The sequence below is a fragment of the Fimbriimonas sp. LA-C6 genome (assembly GCF_055398105.1).
Genome location: NZ_AP038796.1, coordinates 191,848 through 207,004, shown reverse-complemented (window position 1 = coordinate 207,004; position 15,157 = coordinate 191,848). Strand labels below are relative to the sequence as shown.

Genomic DNA, 15,157 nt, shown 5'->3' with positions numbered 1-15,157 from the left:
AGTACGTGCCAATCGTGGAGGACGAAAATGGTATTAGACGCTTTGATAGCAATCCTTACCGGACTCATTAAGGCCGCGATGGATCTGCTTCCGGATTGGAACATTGGATGGGCTGCTCCACTGAATGTTGACAACACGTTCTATGGATACGACTTCAATGGGCAAAGTTGGGGTTCAAACACCCCCATTGTGAACATCATTAAAATCCTTAAGAGTGTGAACGACTACATTCCCATGGACCACCTGATAGCCATCCTCAGTATGGCGGTGACATTCTGGTCGGTGATGTGGGCATGGCGGGCCATAAAGCTGCTTGTCGGCTGGGTCCGAGGAGCTGGCACATGAACCTCTTTGAAAAGCTGGTCACGATGTCGCTCTTTGTGTTCGTCACGGGTTACGTGACTTCCGAAGTTACGGTCTGTAGCCACCAGGTCAAAGCGAGGGCCGAAAGGTCAGTTCGTTGTTACGCAAACAAACTGCTAGGTGAGCTGGGCCAATGATAACGGGGATAACGGGACTGCCGGGAAGTGGTAAGACGCTCCTGGCGGTCTCCACAATGCTCCAGCTCAAGGGCAAGAGACGCTGCCTAGCGAACTTCCATAGCCGCACTGGCTCCTGGGAGTTCGGCCTTTGGCCCGATATGGTTGAGGCGGGTAACTGCCTTGCCATCATTGATGAAGCGCAGATGTGGTTCTCGGCTCGGTCCTGGAACAAGCAAACCCAGCTGGAACTCAGTTGGTTTCAGCAGTCGAGAAAAGAGGGCTTAGACCTCATATGGATAGCGCAGCATGAGGCGCGAGTTGACACAGCGATACGCGAGGTCACGGCGTTCTACAAGAAGTGCCGAAGCCTTTTCCATGGACGCCTAGTGATGGTTAAAACAGTCACCCCGGATGAACCAAAGAAGGCTGTGAAGATTGAATTCTTTGCACCTACGCCCTCGCTCTTTCGCCACTATTGGACTGAGCAACGCATTGGTGACCGAGAAGGTACCGGCTACGCCTTTGGCAGAGCGTCCGTGTCCGGAGGACCGGCGCTCTGGCGAAGCGGAGACGGACAACTCATCATTGCTCCTAACACCTGGCGAATTGAGTTCCCATATGGCAAGGTGAGATACCTCAGTGAATATTTGCAGGTTCCAGGTGTGGTTTCGCTTGCTCTGGCGAGCTGGTCAAGGGCCGGGGCGTCTAGAGGTTGGCGTGACATCGTGTCGATGGGTTACCGCGACTCATACGGATTGCTCCACGCCGTGGATGCAGACAACATTCTTCAGCCAACTGAGGACCTAGAGGCTCCCGCAAACTGGCTGCTGAGCGCATTAAAGGAAGTAGAGCACACAGTCGCCTCGATTCCGGAGCGGGTCGGGCTACTAAACGGAGTCATCCGACTGGAAAACACTGACAAACAAGGCAACCGGATCTAGCTCAAGGATCTTGGCAATATCGACAAGATCTACTAGATCTAGATGCCGAACTCCGTGCTCAACCTTACTGATGTAGGTGTAAGAGCGACCGAGCATGAGAGAGAGCTCTCTGGTAGAGAGACCCTTCTTGACCCTTGCATTCTTGAGAACATCTCTGAGGCGGTCGTACTCGGGCCTGTTGCCCTCGCGTGGCCTATGCTCTCTCATTTCTCAAGCTGGCAGGAAAAACGTTTCCTTTTTGGTCACACTTGCTGTACAATGCCTTTTGTCACGAACATGAGAGAGGACTATAAGAATGAGGAGGAACTATGGGCAGCTGATTTGAAATTCCTGAAGTCCCATTGGCTAGAAATATCCCGCTACCCATCCGACAGATGCCGAGCCGTGCTCATAGAGGATCTTCAAGCGACGTTCACGAGTGAGAAAGCGCGATCAATGAATCCCTTTAGGCTTCTTCACATCCTTCCAGAGTACTGGAAACAACTAGATCTCAGAGAGGAACTATTAAGAGGCAGTCTTAAACGTTACATGAACCCATGGACACCTAGTGAAAATGGTGATTCGTGAAGTAAGTAGGATTTTGATAGAAACATATTTATATCTATCCATTTTCCAAAGATGACAATATTCATGTATCAAAAATCTATTAAATTGACTCGGTCTTTAGGCATGATTCAGCTCAATGTTGTGTTACAAAGCTACATGTGCTAGATGGATCCCTTGCAACATGTTGTTGTCTTCATGACGATCATTGGTTCGTTACTCAGGCTCTTAAATCCTTTTCATCTGCTGGTCCTGTCATTGCGTACATAAGCAGACTTGCCTGGGACAGTTCACCCGGAGATTGGGAGCGATGCGTGCACGCCGCCGAGTCTGCAGGTGCGGAGGTGGTCCTGGGAGATTGGATAGATGAGACCTCGCATAGGCGGTTTGCGCTAGAAGACATGAGAAGGCGGGGATTCGAGTATGTGCTCATCCCAGACGGCGATGAGGTGGTAGAGCCAAAACTACTTGAGAACCTCATCAAGATCGCTGAGGCTGATCTTGCAGACGTGGTGCGGGTCCGCATGGACACATATTGGAAGTCAGCGGAGTATGTCATCCGTCCAAGAGAGGAGCTTGCCCCGATTCTCCTTCTCAAAACGAGCGCTTGCCATCACTTGCACATTCGAGAATATGAGGGGCCAAGGTTGCTGGTTCTGAGTCCAGAGCACGGCGTGTTACATCACCTCAGTTATGTTGGTCCCAGTGAGCGTATCGTAAGGAAAATCAGCACTTGGGGGCACAAATCCGAAGTAACAGAAGGCTGGTACGAGCGCGTGTGGTTGGGTTGGGACAATGACAAGCTCATGCGGGAGTTGCATCCTACGCATCCTTTTGCATACGGATTCGCGGAGAGGATCACGCCTGCTTCTGTCCTCAAGGGGCTCGCGACATCGTCACCGTCACACGTTGATCCGAGACCCGACGGTTGGCCCTCTGTGTCGGTAGTGATCCCCCTTTATGGCGGCCCAGAGGATATCGCGCAATGCTTAGAAAGCCTTGCCAAGTGCCAGGATCTTCTTCACGAAACTCTTGTGGTGGATGACGTATCGCCCGATGACGCGCCCGAAGTCGTCGGTCAATTTGGGTTTGCGAAACTGATTCGAAACGAAACCAACTTAGGATTTGCTGGAACTTGCAATGCTGGACTTACAGCGTCCACTGGCGAGGTTGTCATTTTCCTGAATAGCGACACGATTGTTCCTCGAGTCGCGCTTATCCGGCTCGTTCAATCGCTGATGGTTCCTGGAGTCGCAGCAGCAGGGCCATTTACTAACAATGCAGGGCATCATCAGCTGATTTCGCCGACTTACACTTCCATAGACACACTCGATCTGTTTGCGGAGGACTTCGCCCAAAGACCAAATTCAGACGCAGATGTCGATATGCTAGTCGGTTTCTGCCTGGCTGTCCGAAAGTCGGTGCTGAACGAGATTGGTGGGTTCGATGAACGTTTCAAGCGAGGGATGTTTGAGGACAACGACCTGAGCTATCGCATGCGCCGAGAGGGACACCGGTTGGTGATTGCTTCTCGAAGCTACATCCATCACCACGGCTCGCGCTCACTCAACCGGAGCGGTGAAGACACGGGCGGACTGTTCCATCGCAACAAGCTGGTGTATGACCAAAAATGGAAGGCCGACGTGGAATCGGGCTTTGCCTCCCATCTTGCGGGCTATTCACCTCAACCTATCGTGTTCAATTGGGATAGGCATCCTGAAAAGCTAGCTCTTACGTTGAAGGCCCAGGCCAGAGCCGCCGACATCTCCCTATGCATGATTGTCAAGAACGAAGAGCGAGTTTTGAGCGAGTGTTTACAAAGTGCGAAACCTTACTTTAAGCAAATAATCCTGGTAGACACCGGCTCTACAGACAGGACGGTAGAAATCGCTAAGGAAGCTGGGGCTGAGGTCCATGTCTATCCTTGGACCGACAGTTTCTCAGATGCGAGAAACCAGTCGCTGAAATATGCGACGGGTCGGTGGATCTTCTGGATGGACGCAGACGATACACTCCCGATGTCTTCAGGCGAAATCTTGCTAAGAGCCGCAACCGAGGCTCCCGAGGACGTCATCGGCTTCGTCGTGCCCGTTCAGTTCGTAGAAGAAGGACCGGGTGCTGGGACACGCGTAGACCATGTCAAGCTGTTCCGAAACAAACCTGGCATAGGGTTTGAAGGGCGAATCCATGAGCAGATCTTGGCCTCGCTCAGGGCAATCGGCGGACAGATTGCCAGGTTAGATGCGGTGGTGATGCACTCGGGCTACGACACATCGGTAGAAGGTCAGGCCAATAAGCGAGTCAGAGATTACAAGCTCTTGAAGCTGGATCTTGAGGACAGGCCCAATCACCCATTTGTGCTATTCAACCTCGGCATGACCGACCACTATACGAACGAGCACGAGACCGCAGTGGAATGGCTTCAAAAGAGCATCGATGCTGCCGCGCCAGATGAGTCTCATGTGAGAAAGGCCTACGCGCTAATGGCGGTGTCACTCCGTCTATTAGGGAGACACCACGACTCACTGGAGGCACTTGAAACCGGACTTGCCGCCGTTGGAGATGACGCGGAACTTCGGTTCCAAGCCGGACTGCTACTCACAGAAATGGGGCGTTACGAAGAAGCGAGGACCTATTACGAGTCGATCCAAGAGGATACTGGCGGATACTTCACCTCGATCGATATCGGCATCCTGACGCACAAGAGGTACTTCAATCTTGGCATGGTTTGCATGATGCTGGGTGACTATCCGTCAGCAAAGAGCTGGCTGGAAAAGACCATGGAACACGGCCCCCTCTTTGTACCCTCGGCACAAGAACTGTTTAAGGCGGCGCTGGAGTATTCAGATCTTCGAACGGCCCAGGAGGTAATGAACCGGTTCCTTGCAGTAGCTGGTCCGACCGAAGAGTGGGCTGATCTGGGCATTCGTTATGCCGAGAAGCTTGGAAGTTGGAGCGATGCCGAGCAGTTCCTTCTAGAGGCCATTCGCCGATTCCCGCAAGCACCGGGCCCACGAATGGCTCTTGCCCGTGCATATCTTGCAAATGGCAATGAAGCCGTTGCTATTCGGCATCTCTTGGTACTAGAGGACATGGGCTCTGCAGAGGCAGCCTTCTACCTAGGGGTGAGCGCTACCAGACGAGGAAACTACCAGGAGGCCTACAACTGGATGGACCGAGCACATAAGCTGAACCCAAATCATGAAGATACAAGGATCCAGTTAGAGAACCTGGGCCGGGTGCTCTCGGAGGCATAAGGATGGAGAAGGTAACAGTAGTCGGGCAATCAGGTTCACCAGGAGGTGGACCCTACGCCGTTCTTACATTTGTTGTGGAAGATGGCAGGGTGCTAGAAGGCACATTCGAAACAAACGGATGCCCCTCAGCGCACACCGCCTGCTGCGGAGTAATCGCCTTCATGAAGAACCGCCCCATAGAGCAAGGCCTCAGAATGGATGGCAGCGATCTGCTGATCCTGCTAGGAGGTCTCCCGGAAGGAAAAGGACACTATGCGGATATCGCAGTGAACGCAATGAAGGACGCGTTAGCGAAGTGTTAGCCGGATCGGACTTGCTCATAGCTATGAATGGACTTCGTAACACTCGCCATTCCCTAAAGACCTAGTAAGCATGAATTCATGCGAGATTACTAAAAGTGCAAGATTTCCGTTAATACTTGCATTGAAGTATTGAATTGATCTTTACCTGGCAGATTGACGTAAAAGTAATGCTCAATTGACGCGTTTATCGCTCCATTCAGCCGTAAACTACTAGCCTAAGGTAACCCTATGTCAAAATGCGAAACGACAGTTTGTTCTGATACTGGTTGTGTCCCAGGGCAGTCTGCATGCTTGCCTGAAGCAAATCCACTAGGCTTCATTCCTGTCCCCTTCACTGGTGGTTGCGGCTCTTGCGGTTCACAAAGCCCGTCTGACTGGACGATTGTGCAGACATACCCGCCCACACCCACGTTCATTGATTCAGGCAATAAGACGAGCTATAAGATCCAAGACGTAGTGACTTACTCAGTTTCCTATAAGGGTTCCGGTGCCGCTCCAAACTGTGTTCTGCTCCTAATCCAGGGCACTGGTGGAGCTAGTGGCTATGCCGCACAAGGTCTTCCCAACGTTCAAGCATCTCTCGGGCCTAATACGACTGTTGCCTATAACGGGACCTCCGGTCCAAATGCTGTGTACTTCATTGGATCAAGCTTCTACCAAAGCGTACCGGTCAGTTCTGGTGGTGGACAGATAACGCTCCCTCTTACAGTAACGATGACTACCAGCTCGGCTGGAAATGGGAATATTTCAGGTGGCTTCACCGTTACAGTGGTGACGCAATAACATGAGTGAAATTCAAAAGCACAATAGCTCCTTTGATGGTAGCGATCATCCCTACCGTCCAACGCCCGATCCACATACTGGTGAGATGCGCATTGACCCTGAAATTAGTTTGAAAGCGCGTGGATATGGGCTTCAAATCAGTTTCTTCTACAGCACGAAGAGTACTGCTAAAGGGTATTTCGGTCTGGGACGATCAGCCACGACCAGCGCTCAGATTACGTCCCCTACAAGTTCAGGTCCTGTCACGCTTCTATACGGAGATTTCAGGGCGTTTACTTACTCGCTCACAAGCTCATCTGGCGGAACATTAACTTACTCACCGTCAAGCGCTCCTCTTTCAGGATCGACCCTCACTTACGCATCGGGAGCTTTCATTGAGACTCAGCTCAATGGGACAGTGGTGAAATATGACGATCACACAATAAGCGGAACTGCCCGAATCTTTCAAATGACTTCGGCGCAGGACGCGTCGGGCAATCGCACCACGTACACGTATGGAACTGGCAGTGAACTACAGCAACTGAAGACCATTACCGAGCCAGCCGGGCGTGTCGTGACCTATGCGTACGCTACAAGCGGCCTCTACACTCTTGTTTCGGCGATCACGGATTGGTCTGGGCGTATTTGGACATTCCAATACGACGCAAACCAGTGTCTCACAACCTTCTCCGTACCAAGTGGTTGCCAGACAAAATATTCCTATACAAACGTAGCTTCGACGACTCTGGTTTCTGCCATTGAAGACCCCCGAGGTTATAGAACCTCCTACAGTTACGACACTCAAGGCCGGGTAGCAGGGATGACTGGCGCTGCCGCCTCCTGGACTTACAGCTACGCGACGGGGCAGTCTGTATTCACCCCGCCAATCGGTTCGCCAACAACTTATCTCTTCGATGGTGTTGGAAATCTCATCACAGAACAAAACCCAGCTGGTTATGGCATCTACTATCAATATGATGCTTCTCGAAATCGGACCAAGAAAGTTGTCCCTTCGGGAACTGTGATGAGCCAAACCTATGATGCTTTCACGAGAGTGATCGCGTCCGACGACCCACTCGGTTTCCGAACGACTTTCCAGTACGATTCGGCAGGAAATCTGACTACGCAAGTGGACGCACTTGGTTCGGTATGGACCTCAGTGTATGACTCGAAGCGAAACCTAGTCGGAAAGGTCGATCCACTCGGGCGTCGTCAAACGTTTACTTACGATACATGGGGGCAGATGCTTTCCTCGCAAGATGGGCGTGGGCTAATTACTAGCTACGTCTACGACATCTATGGGAACAAGACCTCCCAGCGGAGTTCCGACGGTGCCGTAGTAACGATGCAATATGACATCCTTGGGCGTCTGACTACGCAAATTGACGCACTCGGAAGGGCCTCGACCTATGCGTACGATGCAGGTGACCATCTAATAGGTCAGACCAACCCTGCCGGTGAGTCAACCAGGTACATCTACGACACGTGTTTACTTCAGGCGGTAGTAGATCCACTCGGAAACCGTACGAGTTATACGTACGACCGTTTTGGTAACAGAACAACGGAGATGAACGCTCTTGGGTTCATCACCACTTACTTTTACGACATCATGGGGCGCACCGTGGGCAGCATGGATCCTCTTGGAAACGTCTCCTCGGTCATTTACAACGCAGCTGGGCAGTATGCCTGCTCCGTCGATCCACTTGGTTATCGAACGACAACGATCTACGACTTTGCAGGACGCCAGGTAGCCACACAGAATGCGCGCGGCTACCTCACAACCACTGTATATAACGCGCGAGATGTTATTGGCAGCCAGGATGCTCTTGGATTCCTGACGAGCTACGTTTACGACGCGCTCGACCGCCGCATTGCAATGCAGACTCCTCTGGGCTTCCGATCGACGGTTGTCTATGATGCGGCAAACCAAATGATCGCGCATGTCGATCCACTGGGCTTCATTACAACTTACACTTACAACCTAGACGGTCAAAAAGTAGAGGTGCTAGACGCCCTCGGTAACCGAACGACAACCGTGTACACGGCCAACTCCACGCGCTCCGCAGCTTCCGTCGATGCGCTCGGTAACCGCACCAGCTACGCATACGACCTTGCCGGTCAGCAATTGTCAGTTCAAGATGCCCGCGGCTATCTCACCACGTCATCCTATGACCTTGCAGGTAGGCGACTAGCCTCTCTGAATGCCATCGGGGCCATCACTACGTACGGCTACGATCTTGCCGGACGAATGGTTCGTGTCACGGACGCACTGGGAAGGGTTTCCACAACCACGTTTGATGCAGTCGGCCAGCGAATTGCAAGCACCTCACCACTCGGGTTTGTCTATACCAGTGTCTTCGATGCAAAAGGACAACAGATCGCTTCAGTCGACGCCCTCGGAAATCGCAGTACAAGCATCTACGATGCAAGAGGGCAGCTTCAAGTGGCTGTCGATGCGCTGAACTACCTCACAACCTACTCCTACGACTCAGTTGGAAACCAAACAGTTGTGCTGGATGCGCGCGGAAACAGAGTAACGTCGGCGTACGACGCGTTAAATCGAGGTCAGGCGAACACAGACCAGCTCGGATTTGTGACGACGACGACCTACGACGCAAACGGTCGCCGAACCGCCATTCAGGATGCCAAGGGTGGGTTTATCACTTTCACCTATACGTCTAGAAACGAGCTGAGGTCACAAGCAGATCCCCGAGGGTTTACCACGACCTTTGCCTACGATGCAGTAGGTAACTCCGCAACAAGGCAGTTCGCAAATGGCGATGTCACCACTTACAGCTACGACAACGCCTACCGCCAGACCGGAGCGCTTTACGCAGATGGAACGCGCACAACGTTCGGCTACGACGCGACCAGTAACCGGACCACGATGGCGGATTCGGGTGGGGTAACGACCTTCTCCTACGACGCCATTGGCAGGACAACCGGCAAGACCGACCCAGGTGCTCTCGTCCAGTCCTACGTGTACGACCTCGCAGACCAGAGAACGGTGCTTGTAGAGCCAGATGGAATCGTGCGAACCTTCACCTACGATCTCAACGGACGTGTGGTTGCTCACCAATCTATCAACGGAACTCTAACAACTCACGCCTACGACTCCGATGACCGCCTGACCACTCAGATCTACGTGAACGGCATGAAGTCGGTTACAAGCTACGACTCGGTAGGGCAGGTGAAAGTCAAGACCCATCTTGACGCAAGCAACTCCACCATCAACCGGTTCACCTACACCTATGACGGTGTCGGGAACAGGACTGTGGTGAGCGACGCCATTGGTTCCCTAACAACATACAGCTACGATGCCAAGAACCGGCTCATCAAGGACTCGACAACAGGAACCAACGCGCATGTCTACGACTACGCGTACGACGCCATCGACAACACGCTGAGCTCAACAGAGCCAAATATGGCTTCCAGCTCAACGTACGATGCGTCCAGCCGGGTGGTGACAGCCATCTACGGTGGCCTTTTAACAAGCTACACCTACGACTCAAATGGAAACCAGACGGTGATCCAAGAGCCAAGTGCCCGCTACACCATGTCTTACGACAAGGAGAACCGGCTGAAGACATATGTTCGTCCCGACGGCCTAGTTGCCACGTATCTTTACGACGGCGACGGCATGAAGCGCACCGAGCAGGTTTACAATGGCATCTCAACCATTGTTTGGGATGGCAGCGACTACCTCCAAACCCGCTACGATTCGAGCGCCACGTTTGTAACCACCACTTACGCCACCACCATGCAGGTGGGCAAGACGTACACTTGGACCATCACCTACGCCAACACCGGAGGCATCGCCTGGACGGCAGATAGAGGCTTCCTGTCAATTCTGTCTGGCATCGTAGGTTGGAGCCTCTCAGGTCACACGCTCAATCCAGGAGAAGTGGTTCCTCCTGGCGCTTCTCGCACCTTTGCAATGCAGGTAATCCCTGCGATTCCTGGTCTTACTACGGTACTCTACTCGATGGGTGAACTTGGCATCGTCACCCTCACGCCGCAGTACCCTGCACCGGTCATGGTGACTCCATAATGGCACAACGCGTAATCTCACACCATACAGTGAACGGACAGATTGAGTCTCAAGCCTACCAAGGCTTTACTCAAGCGATCCTCACCGACGCATTAGGATCTGTGGTAAAAACAAGCTCCAACGATCCCAACCTACGCTACACCCCGTACGGCTCTCCCCTAGGTGGAAGCACATGGGTCCAAAGCCTCTTCACTTGGGTAGGTAGTCACGGCTACCGCGTGACAAACGCAAAGTACATCGAGAGCTACGTAAGGGCCAGACACTACTCAGCCAAGAGTGGGGCATGGACTAATGTAGATCCACTGTGGCCAAAGCAGAGAGCTTACGGGTATGCCGATCTGAACCCAACTTCATGGACGGATCCGTCGGGCCTTTGGTGCCATTCGAACACGTTTCACTTTGGGCTTCACTCTTATAGTTACTATACTAATAAGGTTTGTTATTCGCTCAGTATTGAGTCTTTGTGTAATATTACGGGTGTTATTTGCATTAAAGAAAATGGATCGCTGTTCATTTCCCGATTTGACATGCACTGGGTGCCCGTTGGCGGGATAGCATCCAGCATAGCGGCATGTCTTGGCTACTGTAAGAAGTTTCCCAAAGGTGGGCTGATTCAATGCACAACCATCTGCTCAATATTCCTGAATATTGGCTCGGCTATGATATACGGTTGCTTGAATTCAAGCGGAGATTCGTGCGTTAAGTGGAACGCCACGGGTTGTGATTCTGTAGACTATAAATGCTGTGCTGGTGAATATGGTAAACTTTAATCCAAGTATAGAGGTTGAACGAGTTAGTTGTTTCCTACTCAGCTTTGGTTCGTTTTCTAATGCATTTTGGTTTTGGAGGGGTAACAGTAAGCCGATGGCAATTTCTTGGCTTGCTATAAGTGTTGTTGAACTCGTGCTGGGGTTTGTGATTCGCAGTGAAATTAGTGGTCCTTATTGGGTTTCCTTAGGAATTTCCTGGTTTATTTTAGGAAGTTGGCTATCAACCCACTACACCGGCACGAGTGCGAAATCTACTCTAACTGAGGAAAAAGATCATACTATATGACCTCTTGATAATTGACCAGTATAGACCCCTAGCTTCGCCTCTTCTTTGTTGGTTGTGAAAACTGCAACCATGCGTGGGTCACAGCTATGTTTGCACCTTCACCTATCAAAACAATGGTGGAATCGCGTGGACAACCGAGCGAGGATTCCTTGCAAACATCATTGCTGCAGGTTGGAGCTACAGCGGCTTCAACCTAAACCCCGGAGAAGTTGTGGTTCCCAACGCTTCCAGAACTTTTGCCCTTACGGTAATTCCTGGCAGCGCAGGTACCGTAAACTTAACGTACTATATGGATGAGGTAGGCATTGCCGCGATCTCACCTTTCTACTCGGCAACAGTAACGGTGACTCCATAATGGCACAACGCGTAATCTCACACCATACAGTGAACGGACAGATTGAGTCTCAAGCCTACCAAGGCTTTACTCAAGCCGTCCTTACCGACGCCCTCGGCTCGGTCGTCCGCACGAGCAGCAACCCTGTGGACCTTAGGTACACGCCGTACGGCTCAGCGCTTGGTACAGGCTACTGGGTCCAGAGCCTCTTCACCTGGGTGGGAAGCTTCGGCTACCGCGTGACAAACGCCAAGTACATCGAAAGCTACGTAAGAGCCAGACACTACTCTGCCAAGAGTGGGGCATGGACGACTATCGATCCACTGTGGCCTGAAGAGTTAGCATACGGCTATGTTGCGCAGGGGCCTGTCACTTTGGTTGATTTCTCTGGATTGGCGAGTTGTCAAACAAAGGTGGGCGACCCATGTAACCCGAAAGCTATTGCCGACTGCATTGACAAGTGCAAGTACATTCGAATGAACTTTAAGTCTTGTGTTCTTGCGGGAATTTCAAGAATTAGACAAGGTAATGTAGAATTAGAAGTTCTTGATTTCGATTGCAGGTGCAAGTGCCCAGACCATATCCAAAGCTCTAACACTGCCCTAAACTTAGGCGTATCTAAACTTCACTCAAAATTTGGCAAGTGTAAGATTGCCAAAAAGGGACTTCAAACACCTGCCAACAGTTGCTTGCCTAACCTGGGTGGTACCCACCAGACTTGGACCTACATGTGCGGCAATAAGATGGCAACAGTGAGCGTTCTGTGTTGCCGTTGCCCCGATAAACCAGGAAGCAACTGCTATCCTATTATCAAACCATGAAGTCTCCTTTCTATTCATTACGAGACCAATTATCATATGAAGTATGTCACGCAAGAAGAATTCTATCTAGTTTTCAACTCCTATGCTTCTAGCATAATCGAGACACTTAGGTTTCCGATGAGCAATTGGGATAATCGTGAACCATATGGAGCAGACATCGAATTGATTAGCAATTTTGACGGATTGCAAGATTCTTCATTCGATCCTGCTCCAACCGGAGTTCAATTTATAGGAGATGTTTCAGTGCACTTCCTTGAACCGTTATTTATTACTACTTCAAGAATCAAGTATTGCAGCTTTAAAGCGTGCTCGTTGGACTTCATTTCTGCCGTCCTATTGCATTTAAGATGCACGCAAATGATCGAATTTGTTAATTGCATAGCACCAATTGATGAGCTCAAAGAAAGCAATCTAACCATTGCACTAAATAATGCTACATGCCAGTTCAAAGGGACTTGGGATGGGTCATTTGCTACCGTTGTTCTCTATTACCCATTATCTAGTACGTGCACTTCAGTTATTGGAGTCAAGACTAATTATATATTTGCTTACGGAGATAAGGATTCAAATCCGAAACCTATCATTGAAGCTGCATGTGCTGTAAATTCTTTGCATGAACTGTATATATATGATTTTAAATGGACCATCGAAGACTTAATCGCTGTTACGTCATTTAAACTCAATGTATTAACTGTGGGCGGGGAATTGATTGCACCACTTTACTACCCTGAAATTGAATCTAATCCATACCATCTAGAATCCCTTGATATTAGTGAGTTTACTCCAGGCAATCCTGGGGTAATTCCTTGGGTTTTACAGCGCATGGACAGTGTTCATAAATTAATACTGCCCTCACTTACTCTAGATGATGAACTCTTAGGTATTTTTGAGAAGGCCCGTGTTTCTATCTTGAACTTTAATGAAATTACAAACATTGATTGCACTGATGCAAAGGTATGTAAGGAAGTTCTCGAAATCTTAGTATACAATCTTAGCCCTAAAGATATTGATACACTAACCAACATTTTTCCTTCTGCAAAGATTTTAAATCTCTAGGCTTAACTTTGGTGGCAATTGCGCTCTCGATGCACGCAGAGCAGGTTTACAACGGTATCTCAACCATTGTCTGGGATGGCAGCGACTATCTCCAAACCCGCTACGATTCGAGCGCAACGTTCGTGACTACCACGTACGCAACCACCATGCAGGTGGGCAAGACGTACACTTGGACCATCACCTACGCCAACACCGGAGGTATCGCATGGACGGCAGATAGAGGCTTCCTATCAATCCTATCTGGCATTGTAGGTTGGAGCCTCTCAGGGCACACGCTCAATCCAGGAGAAGTCGTTCCACCTGGCGCATCTCGCACCTTTGCAATGCAGGTGATTCCTGCGATTCCTGGTCTTACTACGGTACTCTACTCGATGGGTGAACTCGGCATCGTCACTCTCACGCCGCAGTACCCGGCACCGGTCATGGTGACTCCATAATGGCACAACGCGTAATCTCCCACCATACAGTGAACGGACAGATTGAGTCTCAAGCCTACCAAGGCTTTACTCAAGCCATTCTCACCGATGCATTAGGATCCGTGGTAAAAACAAGCTCCAACGATCCCAACCTACGCTACACCCCCTACGGCTCTCCCCTAGGTGGAAGCACCTGGGTCCAGAGCCTCTTCACATGGGTAGGAAGCTTCGGCTACCGCGTGACAAACGCAAAGTACATCGAAAGCTACGTAAGAGCCAGACACTACTCAGCAAAGAGCGGGGCATGGACTACGGTGGATCCACTATGGCCTGAGGAGAGACCATACGAATACGGATATTCTAGTCCTTTCTTCTACATAGATCCTTTCGGACTTGGACCCTTGGATCCTTGCGAACGAAGGTATGATAGGTGTATTGCACCTGCTGCAAGCCGGCGACGACGATGTGTATCAAATGCCTACAATATCGGGTCAAAGCTTAGACGATGTGATAGACTCCCTCGACCGGCAAGAGAAGAATGTAGACAGGAAGTTCTTCATGAAGCAAACATTAAGAACGCAGAGTGTCTTGCTGAGTTTGATGCGGCTAATGAAATCTGCACTGAGGATTACGAAATATGCAAAGAGAGGCGACGTCAAATCCAGCAAACAGAAGCGGTTGTTTGTGTAGGAGTTGCAGCTTATGAATTTTGCAAATGGGCTCTCGCTATTGGATTAGCTCCTGAAACAGGCGGATGCAGCCTTGGACTTCTAGCTATACCGTGACCTGCAGAATAACTCTAAGTGGATCATTGAGAGTGCGTAGCTGTTCGTCAAAATGCTATGATAGACTGTATAGTCTAAAAGTTACCTGAATTGGACTCACAAGTATGAATTCAAAGTCCGCGTTCAAGAGATTTCATTTCAAGTCATTCACAGTCGATGTATATTCGGACAATGCTGTGGTTTCTGACAAACCACCCATCTCAAATAAGTGGATGAAATCGCAAGACTTTCTCTTCTTGCAGCATTCATGTCTCTTATATATGTCAATAAATGAATTTCGGTCATCCGGGATAAAGCATAGACAAGAGACCATTGCTAAGTGGTTAGGTGATGGTGATTTTGATCTTGAAG

The 15,157-nt window shown here is 50.4% G+C and carries 15 protein-coding genes; 14 read left to right on the top strand and 1 reads right to left on the bottom strand.

Translation table 11 applies throughout. The features are described 5' to 3' along the window. Positions 1–27: 27 nt before the first annotated feature. From ACZ51B_RS00985 to ACZ51B_RS00975, 3 genes are read left to right on the top strand one after another with little or no spacing between them, the layout of a single operon-like run. Positions 28–345, top strand: a complete 318-nt coding sequence (locus tag ACZ51B_RS00985) for a hypothetical protein (protein WP_464295364.1) — start codon at positions 28–30, stop codon at positions 343–345. Next, a complete protein-coding gene (locus tag ACZ51B_RS00980) occupies positions 342–500 on the top strand; it encodes a hypothetical protein (protein WP_464295363.1) in 159 nt (52 codons plus the stop codon). Before ACZ51B_RS00985 ends, ACZ51B_RS00980 begins: the two co-directional genes overlap by 4 nt. Then, on the top strand, positions 497–1,423 hold the full coding sequence (locus ACZ51B_RS00975; protein WP_464295362.1) for a zonular occludens toxin domain-containing protein: 927 nt from the start codon (positions 497–499) through the stop codon (positions 1,421–1,423). Before ACZ51B_RS00980 ends, ACZ51B_RS00975 begins: the two co-directional genes overlap by 4 nt. Here ACZ51B_RS00975 and ACZ51B_RS00970 read toward each other — a convergent pair. Further along, positions 1,370–1,630, bottom strand: a complete 261-nt coding sequence (locus ACZ51B_RS00970; protein WP_464294535.1) for a helix-turn-helix domain-containing protein — start codon at positions 1,628–1,630, stop codon at positions 1,370–1,372. The two genes, ACZ51B_RS00975 and ACZ51B_RS00970, sit on opposite strands and share 54 nt — an antisense overlap. A gap of 737 nt (positions 1,631–2,367) precedes the next feature. Between ACZ51B_RS00970 and ACZ51B_RS00965 the strand changes: the two genes are divergently transcribed. The 11 genes from ACZ51B_RS00965 to ACZ51B_RS00915 all read left to right on the top strand — a co-directional run bounded on the left by ACZ51B_RS00965 (position 2,368) and on the right by ACZ51B_RS00915 (position 14,806). Continuing rightward, positions 2,368–5,223 carry a glycosyltransferase gene (locus tag ACZ51B_RS00965; protein WP_464295361.1) on the top strand — a complete coding sequence of 952 codons (2,856 nt, stop codon included), beginning with the start codon at positions 2,368–2,370 and terminating at the stop codon, positions 5,221–5,223. Positions 5,224–5,225: 2 nt separating this feature from the next. Then, positions 5,226–5,525, top strand: coding sequence for an iron-sulfur cluster assembly scaffold protein (locus ACZ51B_RS00960; RefSeq protein ID WP_464295360.1), 300 nt, complete (start codon positions 5,226–5,228; stop codon positions 5,523–5,525). A gap of 228 nt (positions 5,526–5,753) precedes the next feature. After that, positions 5,754–6,308 (top strand): hypothetical protein, encoded by a 555-nt coding sequence (locus ACZ51B_RS00955; protein WP_464295359.1) that lies wholly within the window; start codon positions 5,754–5,756, stop codon positions 6,306–6,308. A 1-nt stretch (position 6,309) separates the two neighbouring features. Continuing rightward, positions 6,310–10,338, top strand: coding sequence for a hypothetical protein (locus tag ACZ51B_RS00950; RefSeq protein WP_464295358.1), 4,029 nt, complete (start codon positions 6,310–6,312; stop codon positions 10,336–10,338). Continuing rightward, the gene (locus ACZ51B_RS00945; protein ID WP_464295357.1) at positions 10,338–11,108 is read left to right on the top strand and encodes an RHS repeat domain-containing protein; all 771 of its coding nucleotides are present in this window, start codon (positions 10,338–10,340) and stop codon (positions 11,106–11,108) included. Before ACZ51B_RS00950 ends, ACZ51B_RS00945 begins: the two co-directional genes overlap by 1 nt. 94 nt (positions 11,109–11,202) lie before the next feature. Further along, a complete protein-coding gene (locus tag ACZ51B_RS00940) occupies positions 11,203–11,394 on the top strand; it encodes a hypothetical protein (RefSeq protein WP_464295356.1) in 192 nt (63 codons plus the stop codon). Between the two features lie 73 nt (positions 11,395–11,467). Further along, complete coding sequence (locus ACZ51B_RS00935; protein ID WP_464295355.1) at positions 11,468–11,749, top strand: hypothetical protein; 282 nt, start codon at positions 11,468–11,470, stop codon at positions 11,747–11,749. Then, positions 11,749–12,549, top strand: a complete 801-nt coding sequence (locus tag ACZ51B_RS00930; RefSeq protein WP_464295354.1) for an RHS repeat domain-containing protein — start codon at positions 11,749–11,751, stop codon at positions 12,547–12,549. The genes ACZ51B_RS00935 and ACZ51B_RS00930 overlap by 1 nt, the downstream gene beginning before the upstream one ends. 117 nt (positions 12,550–12,666) lie before the next feature. Next, positions 12,667–13,605 carry a hypothetical protein gene (locus tag ACZ51B_RS00925; protein WP_464295353.1) on the top strand — a complete coding sequence of 313 codons (939 nt, stop codon included), beginning with the start codon at positions 12,667–12,669 and terminating at the stop codon, positions 13,603–13,605. 11 nt (positions 13,606–13,616) lie between these two features. Beyond that, entirely contained in the window at positions 13,617–14,042 is a 426-nt protein-coding gene (locus ACZ51B_RS00920) for a hypothetical protein (protein WP_464295352.1), read from the top strand. Beyond that, positions 14,042–14,806: an RHS repeat domain-containing protein gene (locus ACZ51B_RS00915; RefSeq protein WP_464295351.1), complete on the top strand. Its 765-nt coding sequence runs from the start codon at positions 14,042–14,044 to the stop codon at positions 14,804–14,806. Before ACZ51B_RS00920 ends, ACZ51B_RS00915 begins: the two co-directional genes overlap by 1 nt. The last annotated feature ends 351 nt before the right edge of the window (positions 14,807–15,157 follow it).

Bases quoted from the DNA above. Each gene is read 5' to 3' on its own strand.
- ACZ51B_RS00965 (WP_464295361.1), top strand. From the start codon at position 2,368: ATGAGAAGGCGGGGATTCGAGTATGTGCTCATCCCAGACGGCGATGAG.
- ACZ51B_RS00975 (WP_464295362.1), top strand. From the start codon at position 497: ATGATAACGGGGATAACGGGACTGCCGGGAAGTGGTAAGACGCTCCTG.
- ACZ51B_RS00960 (WP_464295360.1), top strand. From the start codon at position 5,226: ATGGAGAAGGTAACAGTAGTCGGGCAATCAGGTTCACCAGGAGGTGGA.
- ACZ51B_RS00915 (WP_464295351.1), top strand. From the start codon at position 14,042: ATGGCACAACGCGTAATCTCCCACCATACAGTGAACGGACAGATTGAG.
- ACZ51B_RS00955 (WP_464295359.1), top strand. From the start codon at position 5,754: ATGTCAAAATGCGAAACGACAGTTTGTTCTGATACTGGTTGTGTCCCA.
- ACZ51B_RS00950 (WP_464295358.1), top strand. From the start codon at position 6,310: ATGAGTGAAATTCAAAAGCACAATAGCTCCTTTGATGGTAGCGATCAT.
- ACZ51B_RS00930 (WP_464295354.1), top strand. From the start codon at position 11,749: ATGGCACAACGCGTAATCTCACACCATACAGTGAACGGACAGATTGAG.
- ACZ51B_RS00945 (WP_464295357.1), top strand. From the start codon at position 10,338: ATGGCACAACGCGTAATCTCACACCATACAGTGAACGGACAGATTGAG.
- ACZ51B_RS00940 (WP_464295356.1), top strand. From the start codon at position 11,203: ATGGCAATTTCTTGGCTTGCTATAAGTGTTGTTGAACTCGTGCTGGGG.
- ACZ51B_RS00985 (WP_464295364.1), top strand. From the start codon at position 28: ATGGTATTAGACGCTTTGATAGCAATCCTTACCGGACTCATTAAGGCC.
- ACZ51B_RS00925 (WP_464295353.1), top strand. From the start codon at position 12,667: ATGAGCAATTGGGATAATCGTGAACCATATGGAGCAGACATCGAATTG.
- ACZ51B_RS00980 (WP_464295363.1), top strand. From the start codon at position 342: ATGAACCTCTTTGAAAAGCTGGTCACGATGTCGCTCTTTGTGTTCGTC.
- ACZ51B_RS00970 (WP_464294535.1), bottom strand. From the start codon at position 1,630: ATGAGAGAGCATAGGCCACGCGAGGGCAACAGGCCCGAGTACGACCGC.